This is a genomic window from Clostridium sp. chh4-2 (assembly GCF_002899675.1).
In the GTDB taxonomy this organism is placed as follows: Bacteria; Bacillota; Clostridia; order Lachnospirales; family Lachnospiraceae; genus CHH4-2.
The window spans coordinates 123,960-141,603 of the sequence record NZ_PKUU01000002.1; the positions used below are offsets into that span (position 1 = coordinate 123,960).

Consider the following 17,644-nt stretch of genomic DNA (forward strand, 5'->3'; position numbering starts at 1 on the left):
AAATATATGGAGAGGCGGAGCTGCCTGCTGGTAGTTCCGCCTTTTTTAAAATGGAGGTCTGTCTGTGGGACAACAGATAAATGCGATTGAATTAAAGAATATTACGAAGAGATTTGGAAAAGTGGTCGCCAATGACAAGGTCTGTCTTTCTGTCCGCAACGGGGAAATATTGTCCATACTGGGAGAGAACGGAAGCGGAAAGACGACACTGATGAATATGCTTTCCGGAATTTATTTTCCGGACGAGGGCCAGATATTTGTGGAGGGCCGGGAAGTAACGATCAAATCGCCTAAGGATTCATTTGCTTTGGGTATCGGTATGATTCATCAGCATTTTAAGCTGGTAGATGTGTTGACGGCGGCAGAGAATATCATATTGGGGCTGCCGGGAAAAGAAATCCTGGATATGCAGGAGGTTGTACAAAAGATTACTGAATTAGTGGAACGGTATGGATTTGAATTGAATCCGAATCAGAAGATTTATGAGATGTCTGTTTCCCAAAAACAGACCGTGGAGATCATTAAAGTGCTGTACAGAGGCGCCGGAATTCTGATCCTGGATGAACCGACTGCGGTGCTGACGCCGCAGGAAACGGATAAACTGTTTGCCGTGTTGAGAAATATGAGGGCGGACGGGCGTTCCATCATTATCATCACCCACAAGCTGCACGAGGTGCTGGCTCTGTCAGACCGGGTTTCGGTGCTGCGCAAAGGCCAATATATTGGAACGGTGAACACTTGTGAAGCCACGGCAGAATCGCTGACCGAAATGATGGTGGGCAAAAAAGTGAGTTTGGATATTGACAGACCAGAACCAGTGAATCCGGTGAAAAGGCTGGAAGTAAATGGTTTGAGCTGTGTGAATAAAGAGGGCGTCCCCACCTTGAGTGACGCCACATTTACCGCTTTTAGCGGAGAGATTCTGGGAATTGCCGGAATCGCCGGAAGCGGTCAAAAGGAGCTGCTGGAAGCGATCGCAGGACTTCAGCCCACATGCGGGGGAGCGGTCACTTACTATCCTCCGGAAGGTGAAGCGGAAGTGATTACGGAAAAATCGGCTGCGGAGATCCGCAAGATGGGAATCCGCCTTTCCTTCGTGCCGGAAGACCGTCTTGGAATGGGGCTTGTGGGTTCCATGGATATGACGGATAACATGATGCTTCGGGGGTATAACAAGGGAAAAGGTCTGTTTGTCGACAGGAAGACGCCGAAAAGCCTGGCGGAAAGCATTATTGAAAAGCTGGAAGTGGTTACCCCAGGCGTGTCCACACCGGTCAGAAGGCTGTCCGGAGGCAATGTTCAGAAAGTTTTGGTGGGAAGGGAGATTTCTTCAAGTCCTACGGTATTGATGGTGGCCTATCCGGTCCGGGGGCTGGATATCAACTCGTCCTATACCATTTACCATCTTTTAAATGAACAGAAGCAGCAGGGAGTGGCCGTACTCTGTGTGGGAGAAGATTTGGATGTGCTGCTGGAGCTGTGCGATAAGATCCTCGTGCTCTGCGGCGGAAGAATCAGCGGCATCGTGGATGCCAGAACGGCTACAAAAGAAGAGGTCGGCCTTTTGATGACAAAGACCGGAAAGGAGGAAACCCATGAGTAAAGAAGCGGTTGCTAATCTGAATAAGGAGCCATTTGCCCATATTTCCAAAAGGGATGATATCTCATTCTGGAAGGCATGGGTGATCCGTCTTGTCGCAGTACTCATCTCTCTTGTTGTGTGCGCAGTGGTGATTTTTGCGCTGACGAAATTGAATCCAATGGAAGTTTATAAAGCTATTTTCAGCGGCGCGGTGGGGACTGCCAGAAGGTCCTGGGTTACGGTCAGGGATTCCTTAGTTCTGCTCTGCATCGCCATCGGAATTACGCCCGCATTTAAAATGCGGTTTTGGAATATTGGGGCGGAAGGCCAGGTTTTAATCGGAGGCGTTGCGACGGCTGCCGTTATGATCTATGCAGGCGGGTCCATGCCTACGGGAATGCTGTTTTTTGTCATGATTGCAGCCAGTATTGCGGCAGGCGTGATCTGGGGACTGATTCCGGCTGTGTTCAAAGCGTTTTGGAACACGAATGAAACTTTATTCACTTTAATGCTTAATTATGTAGCCATGCAGATCGTTACGTTCTGCATTGTTTTCTGGGAAAATCCGTCCGGTTCCAATACGGTGGGAACCATCAATTCGTCCACAAAGGCCGGGTGGCTGCCGTCCCTTTTCGGACTCACTTATGGCTGGAATGTGGTTCTTGTTTTAGTTATGACGGTAGGAATGTACATCTATTTGAAGTACAGCAAACAGGGATATGAGATTTCCGTAGTAGGAGAGAGCGAGAATACGGCCAGATATGTGGGAATCAGCGTGAAGCGGGTTATCATGAGAACCATGGCGATCTCCGGCGGTATCTGCGGTCTGGCGGGATTTCTGCTGGTAAGCGGATCGGGACATACGATTTCCACCAGTACGGCCGGAGGGCGGGGATTCACTGCGATTATCGTGGCCTGGCTGTCGAAATTCAATGCATTTGCCATGATTTTAGTGTCCTTCTTTTTGGTGTTTATGCAAAAGGGAGCGATGCAGATCGCGTCCCAGTTTAAGCTGAATGAAAATGCATCCGACGTAATTACGGGAATTATTCTCTTTTTCATTCTGGGCAGTGAGTTTTTTATCAACTATAAAGTAGAATTCAGAAGCAGGCGTAAGGAGGGCTGATGATATGGGAGTTATCGCAATATTTCTTCAAAAGGCAATTGCTCAGGGCATCGGAATTCTTTACGGCGCCCTTGGCGAGATTGTAACGGAAAAGTCGGGTAATTTAAATCTGGGCGTGCCGGGAATCATGTACATGGGCGGTATTGCAGGGCTTATGAGTGCATTTTTATACGAAAATTCGGTGGAGTCGCCGAATGGAGTGGTGGGGCTGCTGATCTCATTTGTCTGCGCCTTTCTCTGCTCTGTATTGGGAGGCCTGATCTACAGCGTGCTGACGATTACGCTGAGGGCAAACCAGAACGTGACCGGTCTTGCGCTGACAACATTTGGCGTCGGATTCGGCAACTTTTTCGGCGGTTCTTTATCCCAGCTGGCAGGCGGCGTGGGACAGATCTCCGTAGCGGCTACCGGTTCTGTCTATAATGCGACCATACCGGGATTATCCAAGATTCCGGTGATCGGGGAGATCTTTTTCTCTTTTGGGTTTCTCACCTATCTGTGCATTGTTTTAGCCATTATTTTGTCCCTGTTTTTATCCAGGACGAGAAAAGGGTTAAACCTCAGGGCTGTTGGGGAAAATCCGGGTACGGCGGATGCGGCCGGCATCAACGTAATCAAGTATAAATACCTGGCAACCTGTATCGGAAGCGGCATCAGCGGCCTGGGTGGTCTGTATTTCGTGATGGAGTATTCCGGGGGAACCTGGACCAACAATGGATTCGGCGACAGGGGCTGGCTGGCTATCGCGCTGGTTATCTTTGCGCTTTGGAAACCGGTCAATGCGATCTGGGGATCGATATTGTTCGGCGGACTTTATATTTTATATCTCTATATCCCGGGACTGGGGAGAAGCACCCAGGAAATCTTTAAGATGTTCCCGTATCTGGTGACCATTATTGTGCTGATCTTTACCAGTTTCCGAAAGAAAAGGGAGCATCAGCCGCCGGCCAGTTTGGGGTTGGCTTATTTCCGGGAGGAGAGATAAGGGATTTTTTTGTATGGTTGGAGTATAAAAAAAGAAGGAGTTTCCTTAAAGTGGAAACTTCTTCTTTTTTGTAGAGCAGAAAAATGATAAAAATGGATTTCTTGAGAATATATAAGTAACTGACTTGCAGTTTCTAAGTTAATTAGAAATTGTCAAGGCTCCGGAGGAGTCAGGGCGGAAGGTTTTGGGGGTGGTGAGCATTTTGCCGTTTTCCTGCAGGTAGTAGGTTTTACCGTCCAGGGTCAGGAAACCGGTCTGCATGATTCCGTCGGAGTTTAAATAATACCAGTCGCCGTTATCGTTGAGCCAGCCGGTGAAAAGGGAGCCGTCTTTGGTGTAGTAGACCCAGTTTTTATCCTGTTTGGACCAGCCGAAAGGCGGAAGCCGGTCTTCGGAAGGTGTGGAGGAGGAATCTGCAAAGAGAACCAGTTTTGTCACACGGTTGGAGGCCGGTTCGGTCCAGACCAGGCAGTTGTTTCCGGGGGCCAGGCTTTGGATATTGATGTAGTTTCTGGTTAAATAGGGCAGGTAGGTGCAGCCTTCGGGCAGATCGTAAACGGTATCGCCGGAAGTCAGGGTACCTGCCGTTTTATCGGCATTTAACGTGATGCTGTCAATGGTGATGTATTCGGGAACCTTATAATCTGCCGGGATGTTGCATAAGATCATGGTTGGGTTGCCGATTGGGGGAAGGCTCATGGTGACGGCCGGCCCGATGTAGGCGTAGACGGTTTCTCCGTCCTTTATCTGGTCCAAAGCTGTGGGGAATCCGGTCACTGCGTCCAGTATGCGGGTGTGCTGGTCGGAAATGTTCAGGATGAGCTCCTGACCGTAGCCGTATGAATCATTACGCATCATGCTGAGCTGGTTGTCCCCTCTTTTGGTGACCGGGCCATAGATTTTCAGCTGTTCGGCACCGTCGTTGGAGACGGCGGCATTGGCTGAGGCGGCGGTTCCTATGAATAAAATTGTGGCCATGCAAAAACAGGCCAGCAGTGTTTTTGATAATTTTTTCATGGTCTTCCTCATTTCTGCGGGATTTGATGTTCCCGCTTTTTATTTGATAGGGTGTAATTGTTCAGCAGGTCTGCTCATTTACTGCTGAGGTGCTGAACAATTGCGGTATAGATACTATATCAGGAAATGAGTGGAAAATGAATTACGAAAGGCTTACATTTTCTTTCGCTTTTCGAAAATAAACAAAAATAAAACTTTTTACGATGCAGTAAACCGCAAAACAGAGGATACAAATTCTACAAACGGAACGGCCAGCTAGAGGCCGTTGTATCTCCGCGTAAGTTGTGATACAATGAGGAACATATGGTATGGGGTAACCCAACAGTAAAGAGGTGCTTTATGAAAAATGATAATTTATTTTCGATTGGTGAATTTGCCCGTCTGTGCGGGGTAAAGAAAGATACGATGTTTCATTATGATAAGATCGGGATATTAAAACCGGAGATGACGGCTGAAAACGGATACCGTTATTATTCCCACCGCCAGTTTTTCACCTATGATATCATCGCATGTTTGAAGGAATGCGGAACTCCGCTGAAAGAGATCAAATCCTATATCGATCATCAGGATACGGAATATTTTTTGAAAATTCTGGAGGATAAGGAACAGGCTTTAAAGGAAGAGCAGGATAAAATAGAACGGATGCGCCGGGTACTGAAAAATACGGTTTCCATGACGAAAAAAGCGCTGTCCGTGGAAGCGGGGGCGTGCTGGGTCGAGGAATGCGAAGAAGAGCATATGCTGGTTACGGAAAAGCTTTTTATCAAAGAAAAAAGTATGGCGGATCAGATGAATGTGATTGACCAGCTGTTTAAGGCAATTGAAGAGACGAAACTGCAGGAAGAATTTCCAATTTGCTCCATTGTACTCAAAGAGCATCTGCTGGAAGGAGAATTTACGGAAGATTATTATTTCTGTAAGATATCAGGGCCAACGGATCATCCGCAGTATGCGAAAAAACCGGCCGGAACTTATGCATTTATCTACCATGTAGGTTCTTACCAGGCGCTTCCGGAGTCCTACCGGAGACTGATCCGATTTATACGTGAGCATGATTATGAGATTGTGGGAAACAGTTATGAACATGAGATGATGAATCATCTGGCAGTAAAAGATCCGGAAAAATATGTGTTAAAGATATCCATTAAAGTTGAAAAAGCGGCTTTATAATCCGCCGCGGCCAGGAAGAATAGAAAATACGGGATGATGGAAAGATAAAGGAAGAAACTTTTCAGATCAACGGCAAAAATCCCGAACAAGTGTTTGCAAAATAAAATATAGTGTGATATGATGGGTTCCATAGCGATATTGTATATTTTTAATGAGGAGTTAAAGAATGGCTAAGCAATACATTAAGATACGGGGTGCCAATGAGCACAATTTGAAAAATATATCCCTTGACATACCGAGAAATGAGCTGGTAGTTCTGACCGGACTCAGCGGTTCAGGGAAATCTTCGCTGGCGTTTGATACGATTTATGCGGAAGGACAGCGCCGTTATATGGAATCGCTTTCTTCTTATGCCCGCCAGTTCTTAGGACAGATGGAGAAGCCGGATGTGGAGAACATCGAGGGCCTTTCACCTGCCATTTCCATCGACCAGAAGTCTACTAACAGAAACCCCAGGTCTACGGTCGGTACCGTGACGGAAATTTATGATTACATGAGGCTTTTATACGCCCGGGTGGGAATCCCCCACTGTCCCAAATGCGGGAAGGAGATTAAGAAGCAGTCTGTCGACCAGATGGTTGATCAGATCATGTCCATGCCGGAACGAACACGGATACAGCTTTTGGCTCCCGTTGTCCGCGGAAGAAAGGGCGAACATGTCAAGGTTTTGGAACAGGCCAGAAAGAGCGGCTATGTGAGAATACGGATTGACGGCAATATGTATGAACTGTCCGAAGAGATCAAACTGGACAAGAATATTAAGCATAATATTGAGATTGTAGTGGACCGTCTGGTGGTGAAAGAGGGTATTGAAAAGCGTTTGACGGATTCCATCGAAACCGTTATGTCACTGTCCGACGGTTTGATGACCGTGGATGTGACGGACGGAGAGCCGGTTAATTTCAGCCAGAGTTTTTCCTGCCCGGACTGCGGCATCAGCGTGGATGAAGTGGAACCGAGAAGCTTTTCTTTCAACAACCCCTTCGGCGCCTGCCCGGACTGTTTCGGACTTGGATATAAGATGGAATTTGATGAGGATCTGATGATCCCGGATAAGAGCCTGAGCATCACCCAGGGGGCGATTGTCGTGCTGGGCTGGCAGTCCTGCGCTGATAAGGGAAGCTTTACGCGGGCAATTCTGGATGCGCTGGCGGCGGAGTATAAGTTCAGCCTGGATACTCCATTTGAAGATTATCCCAAGGAAATCCACGATGTTATCGTTCATGGAACCAAAGGTAAAGAGGTAAAGGTTCATTATAAAGGGCAGAGAGGAGAGGGCGTTTACGATGTTGCGTTCGAAGGCCTTCTGCTGAATGTGGCCCGCCGTTACCGCGAGACCTATTCGGAATCCTCGAAAGCGGAATATGAAACATTTATGAGAATTACTCCATGTCCGGCCTGCCATGGACAGAGATTGAAGAAAGAATCCCTGGCAGTTACGGTTGGAGATAAGAATATCTATGAAGCTACCAATATGTCCATTGTCAAGTTCAGAAATTTTCTGGAAGAACTGCAGTTAACCAAGATGCAGATGGCTATTGGAGAGCAGATATTAAAGGAGATTAAGGCCAGGGTTACCTTCTTAATTAATGTAGGACTGGAATACCTGTCCTTATCCAGAGCGACGGGAACTTTATCCGGCGGAGAGGCGCAGCGAATCCGTCTTGCAACCCAGATCGGTTCCGGTCTGGTGGGCGTTGCCTATATTCTGGATGAGCCCAGCATCGGCCTTCATCAGAGGGATAATGACAAACTGCTGAAAACCCTGCTCCATCTCCGTGACTTGGGCAATAGTGTCTTAGTTGTGGAGCATGATGAGGATACCATGAGGGCGGCTGATTATATCGTGGATATCGGTCCGGGCGCAGGAGAGCATGGCGGCCAGGTGGTAGCCGTGGGAACCGCAAACCAGATTATGAAATGCAAGGATTCCATCACAGGCGCTTATCTGAGCGGTAAGATCAAGATTCCGGTTCCCAAAGAACGCCGTCAGCCTACCGGTTATCTGACGGTAAAGGGAGCGGCGGAGAACAATTTAAAGAATATCGACGTTACCTTCCCATTGGGCGTGATGACCTGTGTGACCGGTGTGTCCGGTTCGGGCAAGAGCTCTTTAGTGAATGAGATTTTGTATAAAACTCTGGCCAAGAAACTGAACCGCGCCAGGACAATTCCGGGAAAACACAAGGGAATTGATGGAATAGAACTGCTTGATAAAGTTATAGCCATCGATCAGTCTCCAATTGGAAGAACGCCCCGGTCCAATCCGGCGACATATACGGGAGTATTCGATCTGATCCGCGATTTGTTTGCATCCACTTCCGACGCCAAGGCAAAGGGCTATTCCAAGGGACGTTTCAGCTTTAACGTGAAGGGCGGCCGGTGTGAAGCCTGCAGCGGCGACGGCATTATCAAGATCGAGATGCATTTCCTGCCGGATGTCTATGTTCCATGTGAAGTCTGCGGCGGAAAGCGTTATAACCGTGAGACTTTGGACGTGAAGTATAAGGGAAAGAGCATTTACGATGTGCTCAACATGACAGTGGAAGAGGCGCTTAAATTCTTCGAAAATGTGCCGTCCATTGCCCGCAAGATCTCCACCCTGAATGATGTGGGACTTTCCTATATCAGATTGGGACAGCCGTCCACAGAACTGTCAGGCGGCGAGGCCCAGAGAATCAAGCTGGCTACGGAGCTGAGCAAGCGGGGTACAGGAAAAACGATTTATATTCTGGATGAGCCAACCACCGGTCTTCATTTTGCAGATGTCCATAAGCTGGTGGAGATTTTAAGGAAGCTGTCAGACGGCGGCAATACGGTCATCGTGATCGAGCACAATCTGGATGTAATTAAAACTGCGGACTACATCATCGATGTAGGACCGGAGGGCGGAGATAAAGGCGGAACGATAATCGCACAGGGAACTCCTGAAGAAGTGGCGGAATGCCCGGCATCCTATACCGGTCAGTATGTTAAAAAATATTTATAAAAAATTCTTGCCAACAAAAAACTCTTGTCATATAATATAGAACATTATGAAACAATGCGGGGAAATGATGCCGCAGCTGCATATAGAGGACATAGGAGGAATATTTGTGGATAGAGAAATGATTATTGTGCTGGACTTTGGCGGACAGTACAATCAGTTAATTGCCAGAAGAGTCAGAGAGTGCAATGTATATTGTGAAGTGCATCCATATACATTGGGTTTGGACAAGATTAAAGAGATGAATCCAAAGGGAATCATCTTTACAGGTGGGCCAAACAGCGTATACGGAGAAGACTCCCCGCGCTGTGAAAAAGAGATCTTTGATTTGGGCATCCCGATCCTGGGAATCTGCTATGGTTCTCAGCTTATGGCTTATATGCTGGGCGGAAAAGTTACCACTGCACCAGTCAGCGAGTACGGTAAGACGGAAGTGGATACGGACGGAACTGCTGTGATATTCAACGGCATTTCCCCGAAGACAATCTGCTGGATGAGCCATACCGACTATATTGAGAAAGCACCGGAAGGTTTTGCAATAACCGCCCATACTCCGGTTTGTCCGGTTGCAGGAATGGAATGCAGAGAGCGCGGCCTTTACGCAGTGCAGTTCCATCCGGAAGTTATGCATACTCAGGAAGGCACCAAGATGCTTTCTAACTTCGTGTATGACGTATGCGGATGCTCCGGTGACTGGAAGATGGATTCTTTCGTAGAAACTTCTATCAAAGCCATCCGCGAAAAGGTCGGAACAGGCAAGGTGCTGTGCGCCCTGTCCGGCGGCGTGGATTCCTCCGTAGCGGCTGTTATGCTGGCAAAAGCGGTGGGTAAACAGCTGACCTGCGTATTCGTGGATCACGGTCTTCTACGTAAGGATGAAGGGGATGAAGTGGAAGCGGTATTCGGTCCAAACGGCCCGTATGACCTGAATTTCATCCGTGTAAATGCTCAGGATCGTTTCTATAAGAAACTGGCCGGAGTGGAAGAGCCGGAAGCGAAACGTAAGATTATCGGTGAAGAATTCATCCGCGTATTCGAAGATGAAGCGAAAAAGATTGGTAAAGTTGATTATTTTGTTCAGGGAACCATTTATCCGGATGTGATTGAATCAGGTCTGGGCAAATCCGCTGTGATTAAATCCCATCACAACGTAGGCGGTCTTCCGGAGCATGTTGATTTTAAAGAAATTATCGAGCCTCTGCGCCTGTTATTCAAGGATGAAGTTCGGAAAGCCGGTTTAGAGCTTGGAATTCCTGAGTATCTGGTATTCAGACAGCCATTCCCGGGTCCGGGACTTGGCGTCCGCATTATCGGTGCGGTAACGCCTGAAAAGGTGAGAATCGTACAGGAAGCGGATGCTATCTACCGGGAAGAGATCGCAAAGGCCGGAGTGGATAAGGGACTAGGCCAGTATTTTGCGGCGATCACCAATATGCGTTCCGTTGGCTGCATGGGCGATGAAAGAACCTATGATTATGCCATTGCGCTCAGAGCTGTTCAGACTTCAGACTTCATGACCGCAGAGTCGGCAGAACTTCCTTGGGAAGTGCTGGGGACGGTTACGCGGAGGATTGTGAATGAGGTGAAGGGCGTGAACAGGGTGTTGTATGACTGCACTGGGAAGCCGCCGGCTACGATTGAATTCGAATAATTTGTTCCCATCCCACCGGCTTCAACTCAATGTTCCGGTCGAAAATAGAATAAAGTAAAAACAAAGCAGAAGTATCAGGACTAACAATCCCGGTACTTCTGCTTTTTGTTTTCCGTCTTTCCTTTCCAATCAATTTCTGCCGTTTGCCCTGTGTTCACTCTCTGTTTTCAAAATAGAGAAAGAGCAAAGAGAAAAGAAAAAGAGAAAAGGAAAGCACCCGAAAACAATGTATTTACAAGGGAAATTCAAAACCAGAACCAATCCAAACAAAACTCAACCTGTCTGAAACGCTTTGCCGATGAAAGCGGCATTTGCCTCCTGCTGGTACATCACACACGCTGGACATTTCGGGACGGGACTAAGAGATCAGCGGCTCTACCTCACAAGGGATGTGGAGCGGCTTGTATTAACTTTGAACCAGTAACCTATCTTAAAACGGTAACAGAATATAAGACGCTAGATAGTTGATCTCTATGCCGCCCGTGGGAATAATTCTACAGGCGGTTTATATAAAAATGAGACTAAAAGCGTTGCATTTTATTTTCTTGTGAAATATTGAGGAAACTGTTGTAATAGTGTACAATTAATTATTATGCTGCCAGGAGGAAACTGTTATGATAAAAAGTCAGTGGATTTCGATTTTTAGAAAAATCGGTGATTCCATTTTAATCGACCTTGGAAAAACAAAGCAAACTCGCAACAATAAGGCTTCTGAAATCAATAAACGCATCAAGGAATACAGAGATCAAGAAATTAAGTGCATTAAAGATATAGCGAAAAAAAATATGTGGGATAACCAGACTTTGTTAAATGAGATTTTACTGCTGACATATGCATCATATATTGTTATGCTTGAATATCGAAATAAGGTTTGGGAATATGAGTACATGTCATTTGCTCGTAGAATAGGAGAATTGTGGGAGCCTTTTTGCAAACTTGCATTTGATTTTCCTGTAAAAGAGCTTTCATTAATTGCATCTCCAAATTTTGATAAAGTACAAACTCGAATAAAAAGTGGCGCAACGGATTATATTGACAGTTTAGATTTGGATGATGAGATTAAAGAGGAATTAAAACGCCAATATGACATTCCTTGGAGTATGGTTGATAGCGGAGGTATCAAGCTTGGGTTGGATTTGCATTTTGAACAAGGAGGTATCCACTATAATTGTGATTTTAAAAGTGGATTTAGTTCTAACGAGAAAGGCAATACTAATCGTCTGCTCCTCGTTGCAAGTATCTATAATTTTTTGGGAGAAATTGAAAAAACAATATTGTTTGTTAGACAATCCGAGGATGAGAACAATCACTATTTGCAAACATTAAAAAATTCTCCATATTGGGATGTGTACTGTGCAGATGATGGATATGCAGCGATGAAAACTTTTACTGGATTTGACATGAGAAAATGGCTTGATGACAATGTAGATTGGCCAAATGACATAAGTGAAGAATTTAAGCAACACTTGCAAAAAAATGATCTTTTGAAGTACTTGACATGGTAATATCCACATGATACAATTTTCCTTAAGATATTTCTTAAGCTAATACTTAAGCTGAAATTTGAGGGAGATATATCAATGAGAGATACGTTTTGTTCTTACTATACAGATTCAAAAGATATTACATCATATATGATTGCAAAACTTGGGATTGTTAATAATGATGTAATACTCGAGCCATCTGCGGGTGAAGGTATATTTGTTGATGAAATTTTAAAAACCAATAATCCTGTACATATTGATGCTTTGGAGATGAATAGAGAAGCAATCTCTATTTTAAAAAAGAAGTATAAAAATATTGATTCAGTTGTTGTTAGAGAAACGGACACACTGCTGGATGAACAATTAGATTTGTATAGTGTTTCTCAACTATGGTTAAAGCAAACGGACACATTATTTGACAAACAATTAGATGCGTTTAGCGCTTTAGGGGGACATTACTCAAAGGTAATTGGGAATCCTCCATATGGAGCATGGCAGGATTATAAAAAAAGAGAGGCCCTCAAAAAAAAGTTTGCAGGGCATTATGTTAAGGAGACCTATTCATTATTTTTGTTAAGATGTATCTCTGTTTTGAGAATACAGGGTAAACTCTCTTTCATTATTCCAGACACATATTTGTTTCTAAATATGCATTCGCGCTTGAGAACGTTGATTTTAACAAATACCAAAATTGATGAAATTCTTATTTTTCCATCCAAGTTTTTTCCTGGAGTTAGTTTTGGTTATTCCAATTTGTCGATTATTACACTTGAAAGATGCAACAAAAGTGAAGCATTAAATAATACGTTTAAGGTGATACAAGGATTCAGAACAACAAGTGAATTTGCATTATTATTAGGAAAGGCCCCTGTATATCCAGAGCGTTTACAAGTGTTTACTTTTATGCAAAAAGATATTCTTTCTAATGAACAATGCCGGGTAATATTAGCAGACTCAAGAACCTCAACATTGTTGACTAATAGTCCAAAAAAACTTGGCGACGTAGCAGATGTCGTAACTGGTTTCTATACGGGCGATAACTTGAGATTCATTAAGGCTGTTGATAAAGGTGTTAAAGGCGCTAAGAACTATGAGGTGGTAGAACAAGACCAGGTATTCAGTTGCACATCGCTATATGGCATCACAGATGTAAAGGAGGGATATGTGCGCTATATTAAAAGTGCATCTAAGCGACGTTATGTTAGACAAAAGGATGAATGGTTTGTTAGATGGGATCAAGACACAATTGATTTCTATAATAACAACAAGAAATCAAGATTTCAAAATTCGTCGTTTTACTTCAAAACGGGTATTGGTATCCCTATGGTAAAGTCCAGTTCAATACGAGCTTTTTTAATGCAGGATCGCGTCTTTGATCAATCAATAGTAGGTATTTTCCCCAAAGACAATTCAAAATTATATTATTTATTAGCACTTATGAATTCTGACGCTATTAATAATTTGATTCACACAATAAATCCAACTGCTAACAATTCAGCAAATTATATAAGGCAATTACCATATATTGAGCCAACTCAAGAAGTTCTGAGTGAGATTATTTCTAAGGTTCGTGAATTGATATCATTAGAAGAATCTATGGAGTATGATGCTGCTGATTGCTTGCACAAAGAAATAAACTTTATTATTGGTGAGATTTATGAGAAATGAATATGAACATTGCCTATGATAAAACGAAAATGATGCAAGTAGATACGGCATTGTAAAGCAAAAATAGCCCTAACCCTATGACAACAGAAAATTGGATAGCCTATCACTTATGGACAATGGAAAAAACTAAAATAATTTGTGCTAAATCGTCCTAATAGAATTATATAAGAAAAACCCAATAAGAGCAGGTTTGAATAATTGCCTAAATCCTGGAACCCTAGTAAAAATAAGGGTTTCCGGGATTTTTTACCCAGCCGGTACACATTATAAAAAGTAGAGGTGTTTTTGGAGTCCATGACAGTTGCCCGCCTCCCATCTTATAGGACATAAATCTCTCCTGGGGCTTCCACCTTGTGGGCGGTTGCTCTTTAAAATTATTATACACTCACTGCCGAAAAATGCAAGTCGGCTCCGACTGGTTTTTTAAGGTGAGTTTTTTCAGTTTTTCTGCAAATAAATTTCCATTTAATAAATCCATTTTGCTTGTGCTCTTGACCAAATTCCAAATGATTATTCCGACTAAGATAATATTGAAAGCATTTGTCAAACACCAGAATTTTATCTCATTACAAGCATAAAGGTGTGAAATGTAATAAAATATGATAAATACGTTTTAGAATATAGTTGACTGTAAAATAGAGAATGTTGTTACCCCTTACAAAGACGAAGACTTGGCTGCTGATAAATCAGTGTATCCAGGTCTTTTTTTGTATTTTTATTTAGTTTGAAATTCAGCCTATTATTATTGGTAACATTGAACGAAAAGTTTGATTGAAAACAGAGCAAAGTAATGCAAGACAAATTGATACAATTACAGGGTAAATAACTAGTAGTTTTGATGGTTTGTCGTTTTTGTTTTGTGTTATTAGTGATGAATTCATATCAGTAATTAAAACGATTAAATAATAAAAATAAATGAAATATATACATATATACTAAAAAAATACCACTTTTTTATTAATATATTATATTGAATCATTAAAATCATTCTGTTAAAATAAAATAAAATTAAAACGTTTTATTTTTTTAGAGATTGTGTACCAGCATCTTAAAATTGAAGAAGGGGGGTCAGTTATGAAAAGAATCTTAATTAAAAACGCAGATGTTTTTGATGGCTTTTCAGCTGAGATTAAGAAACATGCGTCTATTGTAATTGATGGTAATTTGATAGAAACAGTAACTACAAGTGAGGTTCAGGAAGAGGGATTTGCTGAAGTAATCGATGCAAAAGGATTGACTGCAATTCCGGGGCTTGTCGAGGGCCATGGACATCTTACTGCTTTTTCCAGTAAATTGGAACGCGATCAAATGAGGGAGGACGAGATTGTGGTGCATTCCGTAAGAAGGGCACATGATCTTCTTTTAAACGGAATTACGACAGTTCGAGATGCGGGAAGTCTGATTTATGGTTTGAAAAAAGGAATAGATGACGGAATTATTGACGGGCCACGTATTTTTCCATCCAATGCAGCGTTATCACAGACCTGTGGCCATGCTGATTGTAGGACAAATCATGCAGAAATTAATACAATACTTGGGCCAACGTCTCCTTTTATGAGAGCTGGAATCATGACAACTTGTGATGGAGCGGGTGAAATATCTAAGGTGGTTCGTGAACAGTTCTTTTTGGGAGCATCACAGATAAAATTGATGACCGGAGGCGGTATGTCTACTGTTATGGACCCAATCGAAACGCTGCAATTTACACTGGAGGAACAGAAATTAATTGTAGGTTTGGCTAGAGATTACGGCACATATGTTATGGCACATTTGTATACTCCGGAGCAGATTAAACGTTCAGCCAAGGCTGGAATTCTCAGTTTTGAGCATGCCTCTTTTATGGATGAGGATTCTTCAAAGATGATTGCGGATATTGGAGGATGGATTTGCCCCTGCCCGAATAGTTTCCCGGAGGGGCTTAGGGAAAATATGTCCCGAATGCCGCCAAACAAAAGGTATTTTGTAGAGAATTTTGAAGATGCGCTAAAAAAACAATCGGAGTTAATTAATAAATATAATCTGGATCACATTATATTTGGTACAGACGGTACCGCAGATCCTCCCAAACAGCTATATACTTATCAGGAACGTTTCGGAGCTTTGAATGGTCTGAGAATGGCGACTGGCAATGCTAAAAGGCTTTTTGAGCTTTGTACTTATCAGAATCCATATCCGGAAGGATATATTGGCACAATTGAAAAAGGTTCCTATGCTGACATTTTACTTGTTGATGGAGACCCGGTTCATGATTTATATCTGTTTAATGAGTCTAAAAATATAAAGCTTATTATGAAAGATGGAAAGGTTTATAAAAAAGAATAAAACCAAAATATTTCAGGAGGAGATATCTATGAAAATAAAATTTAAAAGTTTAATGTCAATTGTTCTCACTATAGCTATGGTTACAGGGCTTACTGCATGTTCAGGCTCAAACGGAAATGAGCCGGGCTCAAATCAGAACGTGGAAACCACTAAGAGCTCTGCAAGCGGAGAGACGGGGAACGGTGAACAGGGAAGTTCAGCAAAAGATACGCTGAATGTAGGATACAATTATGACCAGTTTACTACACCATGGCGTTCGTCTTCAGGATCGGCGATCTCTTTAGCTAACCTTTATGATACATTATTTGCTTATGATGAAAATATGAAAGTAGTGCCTAAACTGGCAGAGTCCTATGATATATCGCAGGATGGTTTGGAATATACAATCAAAATTAAAGAGGGAGTTCTATTTCACAATGGAGAAGAACTAACCGCGGAGGATGTGGCGTGGTCTCTTAATTATTCGCGCGAAAATGGTGATGCAGGTTCTTTTATGCTGGGGAATTTTGAACATGCAGAGGCAGTAGATAATTATACAGTTAAAATGACGCTGTCTGCTCCATTTGCCCCATTCCTCAACTGCTTGTGTGCGAGGGCAGCCTATATTGCGGATAAATCTCATTTTGAAGCCATTGGCGGAACGATTGATGCTTATGAGGCAGATCCTATTGGCAGTGGACCTTATAAACTGGCGGGCAGAGAGGTTGGTGCATCAACAACTTTAGAAGCATTTGAAGATTATTGGGACGGTAAAGCCAAGATAAAAAATATATGTATTAAATATATAACGGATGCAAATACACAAATGATTGCCCTTGAATCAGGAGAGATTGATGCGATGATCACTCCACAGCTCACTTCACTTGTCATGCTGAATGATGATAACATCGAATGGATATGGGGAAACAGCGCATCCAGGGTTTATGCAACACTCAATGTGGCGGATAATAGGGTGACATCCGATCTCAATCTGCGTAAAGCGATTCAAAGTTTAGTTAATCGTCAGGATATTTTGGATGCGGTAAATGAAGGGTATGGAGAAATAGCGGATATTTGTATACCAACCGGGTATACAGCCCGTCCAACCGATTATCATGTTGTGGAAGAAAATATTGAAAAAGCAAAAGAGTATCTCGAAGCATCTTCTTATAATGGCGAGAAATTAAGTCTGGTCGTAGCCTCTGGTACAAGCAACGAGAAGGCGGCTAATATTTTCCAGGCCCAATGCTATGAACTGGGCATTAATGTGGAGGTAAACCCGCTCGATACTTCTACCTTAAATGAAATGGTTAATTCAGGCGAATTTGATATTGCAATGCAGAATGGTCTCAGTTCATTGGTTGACAGCGATCTTATGTATGGTACCTTTGGCCCTGCAACTACGCTCAGCAGATACCAATATCAAGATGAACTTAATGAGTACTGTGAAGCAGGACGAGCTGGAAAAACACTTGAAGAACGTGTTGATGCATATACGAAGCTGGTGAATCTTATTACGGATGAAGCGATGGAAGTAACCTTATTCTACGATGTAGTTACAGTTGCCTACAACAAAAATTTAGATGGGGTGAAGATACATATGCTGAAGATGTTTAATTTCAAGGATTGGTGTTGGAAACTTTAACTGGGAGGTGGATAATGTCCGGCCATTCG

11 protein-coding genes are annotated in these 17,644 nt (G+C 43.3%); 10 read left to right on the top strand and 1 reads right to left on the bottom strand.

The window, feature by feature from the left end; all coding sequences use genetic code 11:
- Positions 1 to 64 precede the first annotated feature (64 nt).
- The 3 genes from C0033_RS02445 to C0033_RS02455 are packed head-to-tail and all read left to right on the top strand — an operon-like array spanning position 65 to position 3,693.
- A complete protein-coding gene (locus C0033_RS02445; protein ID WP_103226281.1) occupies positions 65 to 1,603 on the top strand; it encodes an ABC transporter ATP-binding protein in 1,539 nt (512 codons plus the stop codon).
- On the top strand, positions 1,596 to 2,708 hold the full coding sequence (locus C0033_RS02450; protein WP_103226282.1) for an ABC transporter permease: 1,113 nt from the start codon (positions 1,596 to 1,598) through the stop codon (positions 2,706 to 2,708). Before C0033_RS02445 ends, C0033_RS02450 begins: the two co-directional genes overlap by 8 nt.
- 4 nt (positions 2,709 to 2,712) lie before the next feature.
- Positions 2,713 to 3,693, top strand: coding sequence for an ABC transporter permease (locus tag C0033_RS02455; RefSeq protein WP_103226283.1), 981 nt, complete (start codon positions 2,713 to 2,715; stop codon positions 3,691 to 3,693).
- A 138-nt stretch (positions 3,694 to 3,831) separates the two neighbouring features.
- On the opposite strand, the gene C0033_RS27355 is transcribed toward C0033_RS02455, so the two are convergent.
- A complete protein-coding gene (locus C0033_RS27355) occupies positions 3,832 to 4,710 on the bottom strand; it encodes a hypothetical protein (protein WP_242984391.1) in 879 nt (292 codons plus the stop codon).
- Positions 4,711 to 5,049: 339 nt separating this feature from the next.
- On the opposite strand from C0033_RS27355, the gene C0033_RS02465 reads away from it, so the two are divergent.
- The 7 genes from C0033_RS02465 (at position 5,050) to C0033_RS02495 (ending at position 17,615) form a co-directional block, all read left to right on the top strand.
- Entirely contained in the window at positions 5,050 to 5,880 is an 831-nt protein-coding gene (locus C0033_RS02465) for a MerR family transcriptional regulator (RefSeq protein WP_180994527.1), read from the top strand.
- Positions 5,881 to 6,046: 166 nt separating this feature from the next.
- Positions 6,047 to 8,869 (top strand): excinuclease ABC subunit UvrA, encoded by a 2,823-nt coding sequence (gene uvrA, locus C0033_RS02470; protein WP_103226285.1) that lies wholly within the window; start codon positions 6,047 to 6,049, stop codon positions 8,867 to 8,869.
- A 106-nt stretch (positions 8,870 to 8,975) separates the two neighbouring features.
- Positions 8,976 to 10,517: a glutamine-hydrolyzing GMP synthase gene (guaA, locus tag C0033_RS02475; RefSeq protein ID WP_103226462.1), complete on the top strand. Its 1,542-nt coding sequence runs from the start codon at positions 8,976 to 8,978 to the stop codon at positions 10,515 to 10,517.
- 614 nt (positions 10,518 to 11,131) lie between these two features.
- The gene (locus C0033_RS02480; RefSeq protein WP_103226286.1) at positions 11,132 to 12,022 is read left to right on the top strand and encodes a hypothetical protein; all 891 of its coding nucleotides are present in this window, start codon (positions 11,132 to 11,134) and stop codon (positions 12,020 to 12,022) included.
- Positions 12,023 to 12,097: 75 nt separating this feature from the next.
- Positions 12,098 to 13,669 carry an N-6 DNA methylase gene (locus C0033_RS02485; RefSeq protein WP_103226287.1) on the top strand — a complete coding sequence of 524 codons (1,572 nt, stop codon included), beginning with the start codon at positions 12,098 to 12,100 and terminating at the stop codon, positions 13,667 to 13,669.
- 1,074 nt (positions 13,670 to 14,743) lie between these two features.
- Positions 14,744 to 15,991, top strand: a complete 1,248-nt coding sequence (locus C0033_RS02490) for an amidohydrolase family protein (protein ID WP_103226288.1) — start codon at positions 14,744 to 14,746, stop codon at positions 15,989 to 15,991.
- Between the two features lie 28 nt (positions 15,992 to 16,019).
- Positions 16,020 to 17,615, top strand: a complete 1,596-nt coding sequence (locus C0033_RS02495; RefSeq protein WP_180994528.1) for an ABC transporter substrate-binding protein — start codon at positions 16,020 to 16,022, stop codon at positions 17,613 to 17,615.
- Positions 17,616 to 17,644: the final 29 nt, after the last annotated feature.

Excerpts from the sequence above, each read along its gene's own strand:
- C0033_RS02480 (WP_103226286.1), top strand. The coding sequence starts at position 11,132 with ATGATAAAAAGTCAGTGGATTTCGATTTTTAGAAAAATCGGTGATTCC.
- C0033_RS02455 (WP_103226283.1), top strand. The coding sequence starts at position 2,713 with ATGGGAGTTATCGCAATATTTCTTCAAAAGGCAATTGCTCAGGGCATC.
- C0033_RS02450 (WP_103226282.1), top strand. The coding sequence starts at position 1,596 with ATGAGTAAAGAAGCGGTTGCTAATCTGAATAAGGAGCCATTTGCCCAT.
- C0033_RS27355 (WP_242984391.1), bottom strand. The coding sequence starts at position 4,710 with ATGAAAAAATTATCAAAAACACTGCTGGCCTGTTTTTGCATGGCCACA.
- uvrA (WP_103226285.1), top strand. The coding sequence starts at position 6,047 with ATGGCTAAGCAATACATTAAGATACGGGGTGCCAATGAGCACAATTTG.
- C0033_RS02490 (WP_103226288.1), top strand. The coding sequence starts at position 14,744 with ATGAAAAGAATCTTAATTAAAAACGCAGATGTTTTTGATGGCTTTTCA.
- C0033_RS02465 (WP_180994527.1), top strand. The coding sequence starts at position 5,050 with ATGAAAAATGATAATTTATTTTCGATTGGTGAATTTGCCCGTCTGTGC.
- C0033_RS02495 (WP_180994528.1), top strand. The coding sequence starts at position 16,020 with ATGAAAATAAAATTTAAAAGTTTAATGTCAATTGTTCTCACTATAGCT.
- C0033_RS02485 (WP_103226287.1), top strand. The coding sequence starts at position 12,098 with ATGAGAGATACGTTTTGTTCTTACTATACAGATTCAAAAGATATTACA.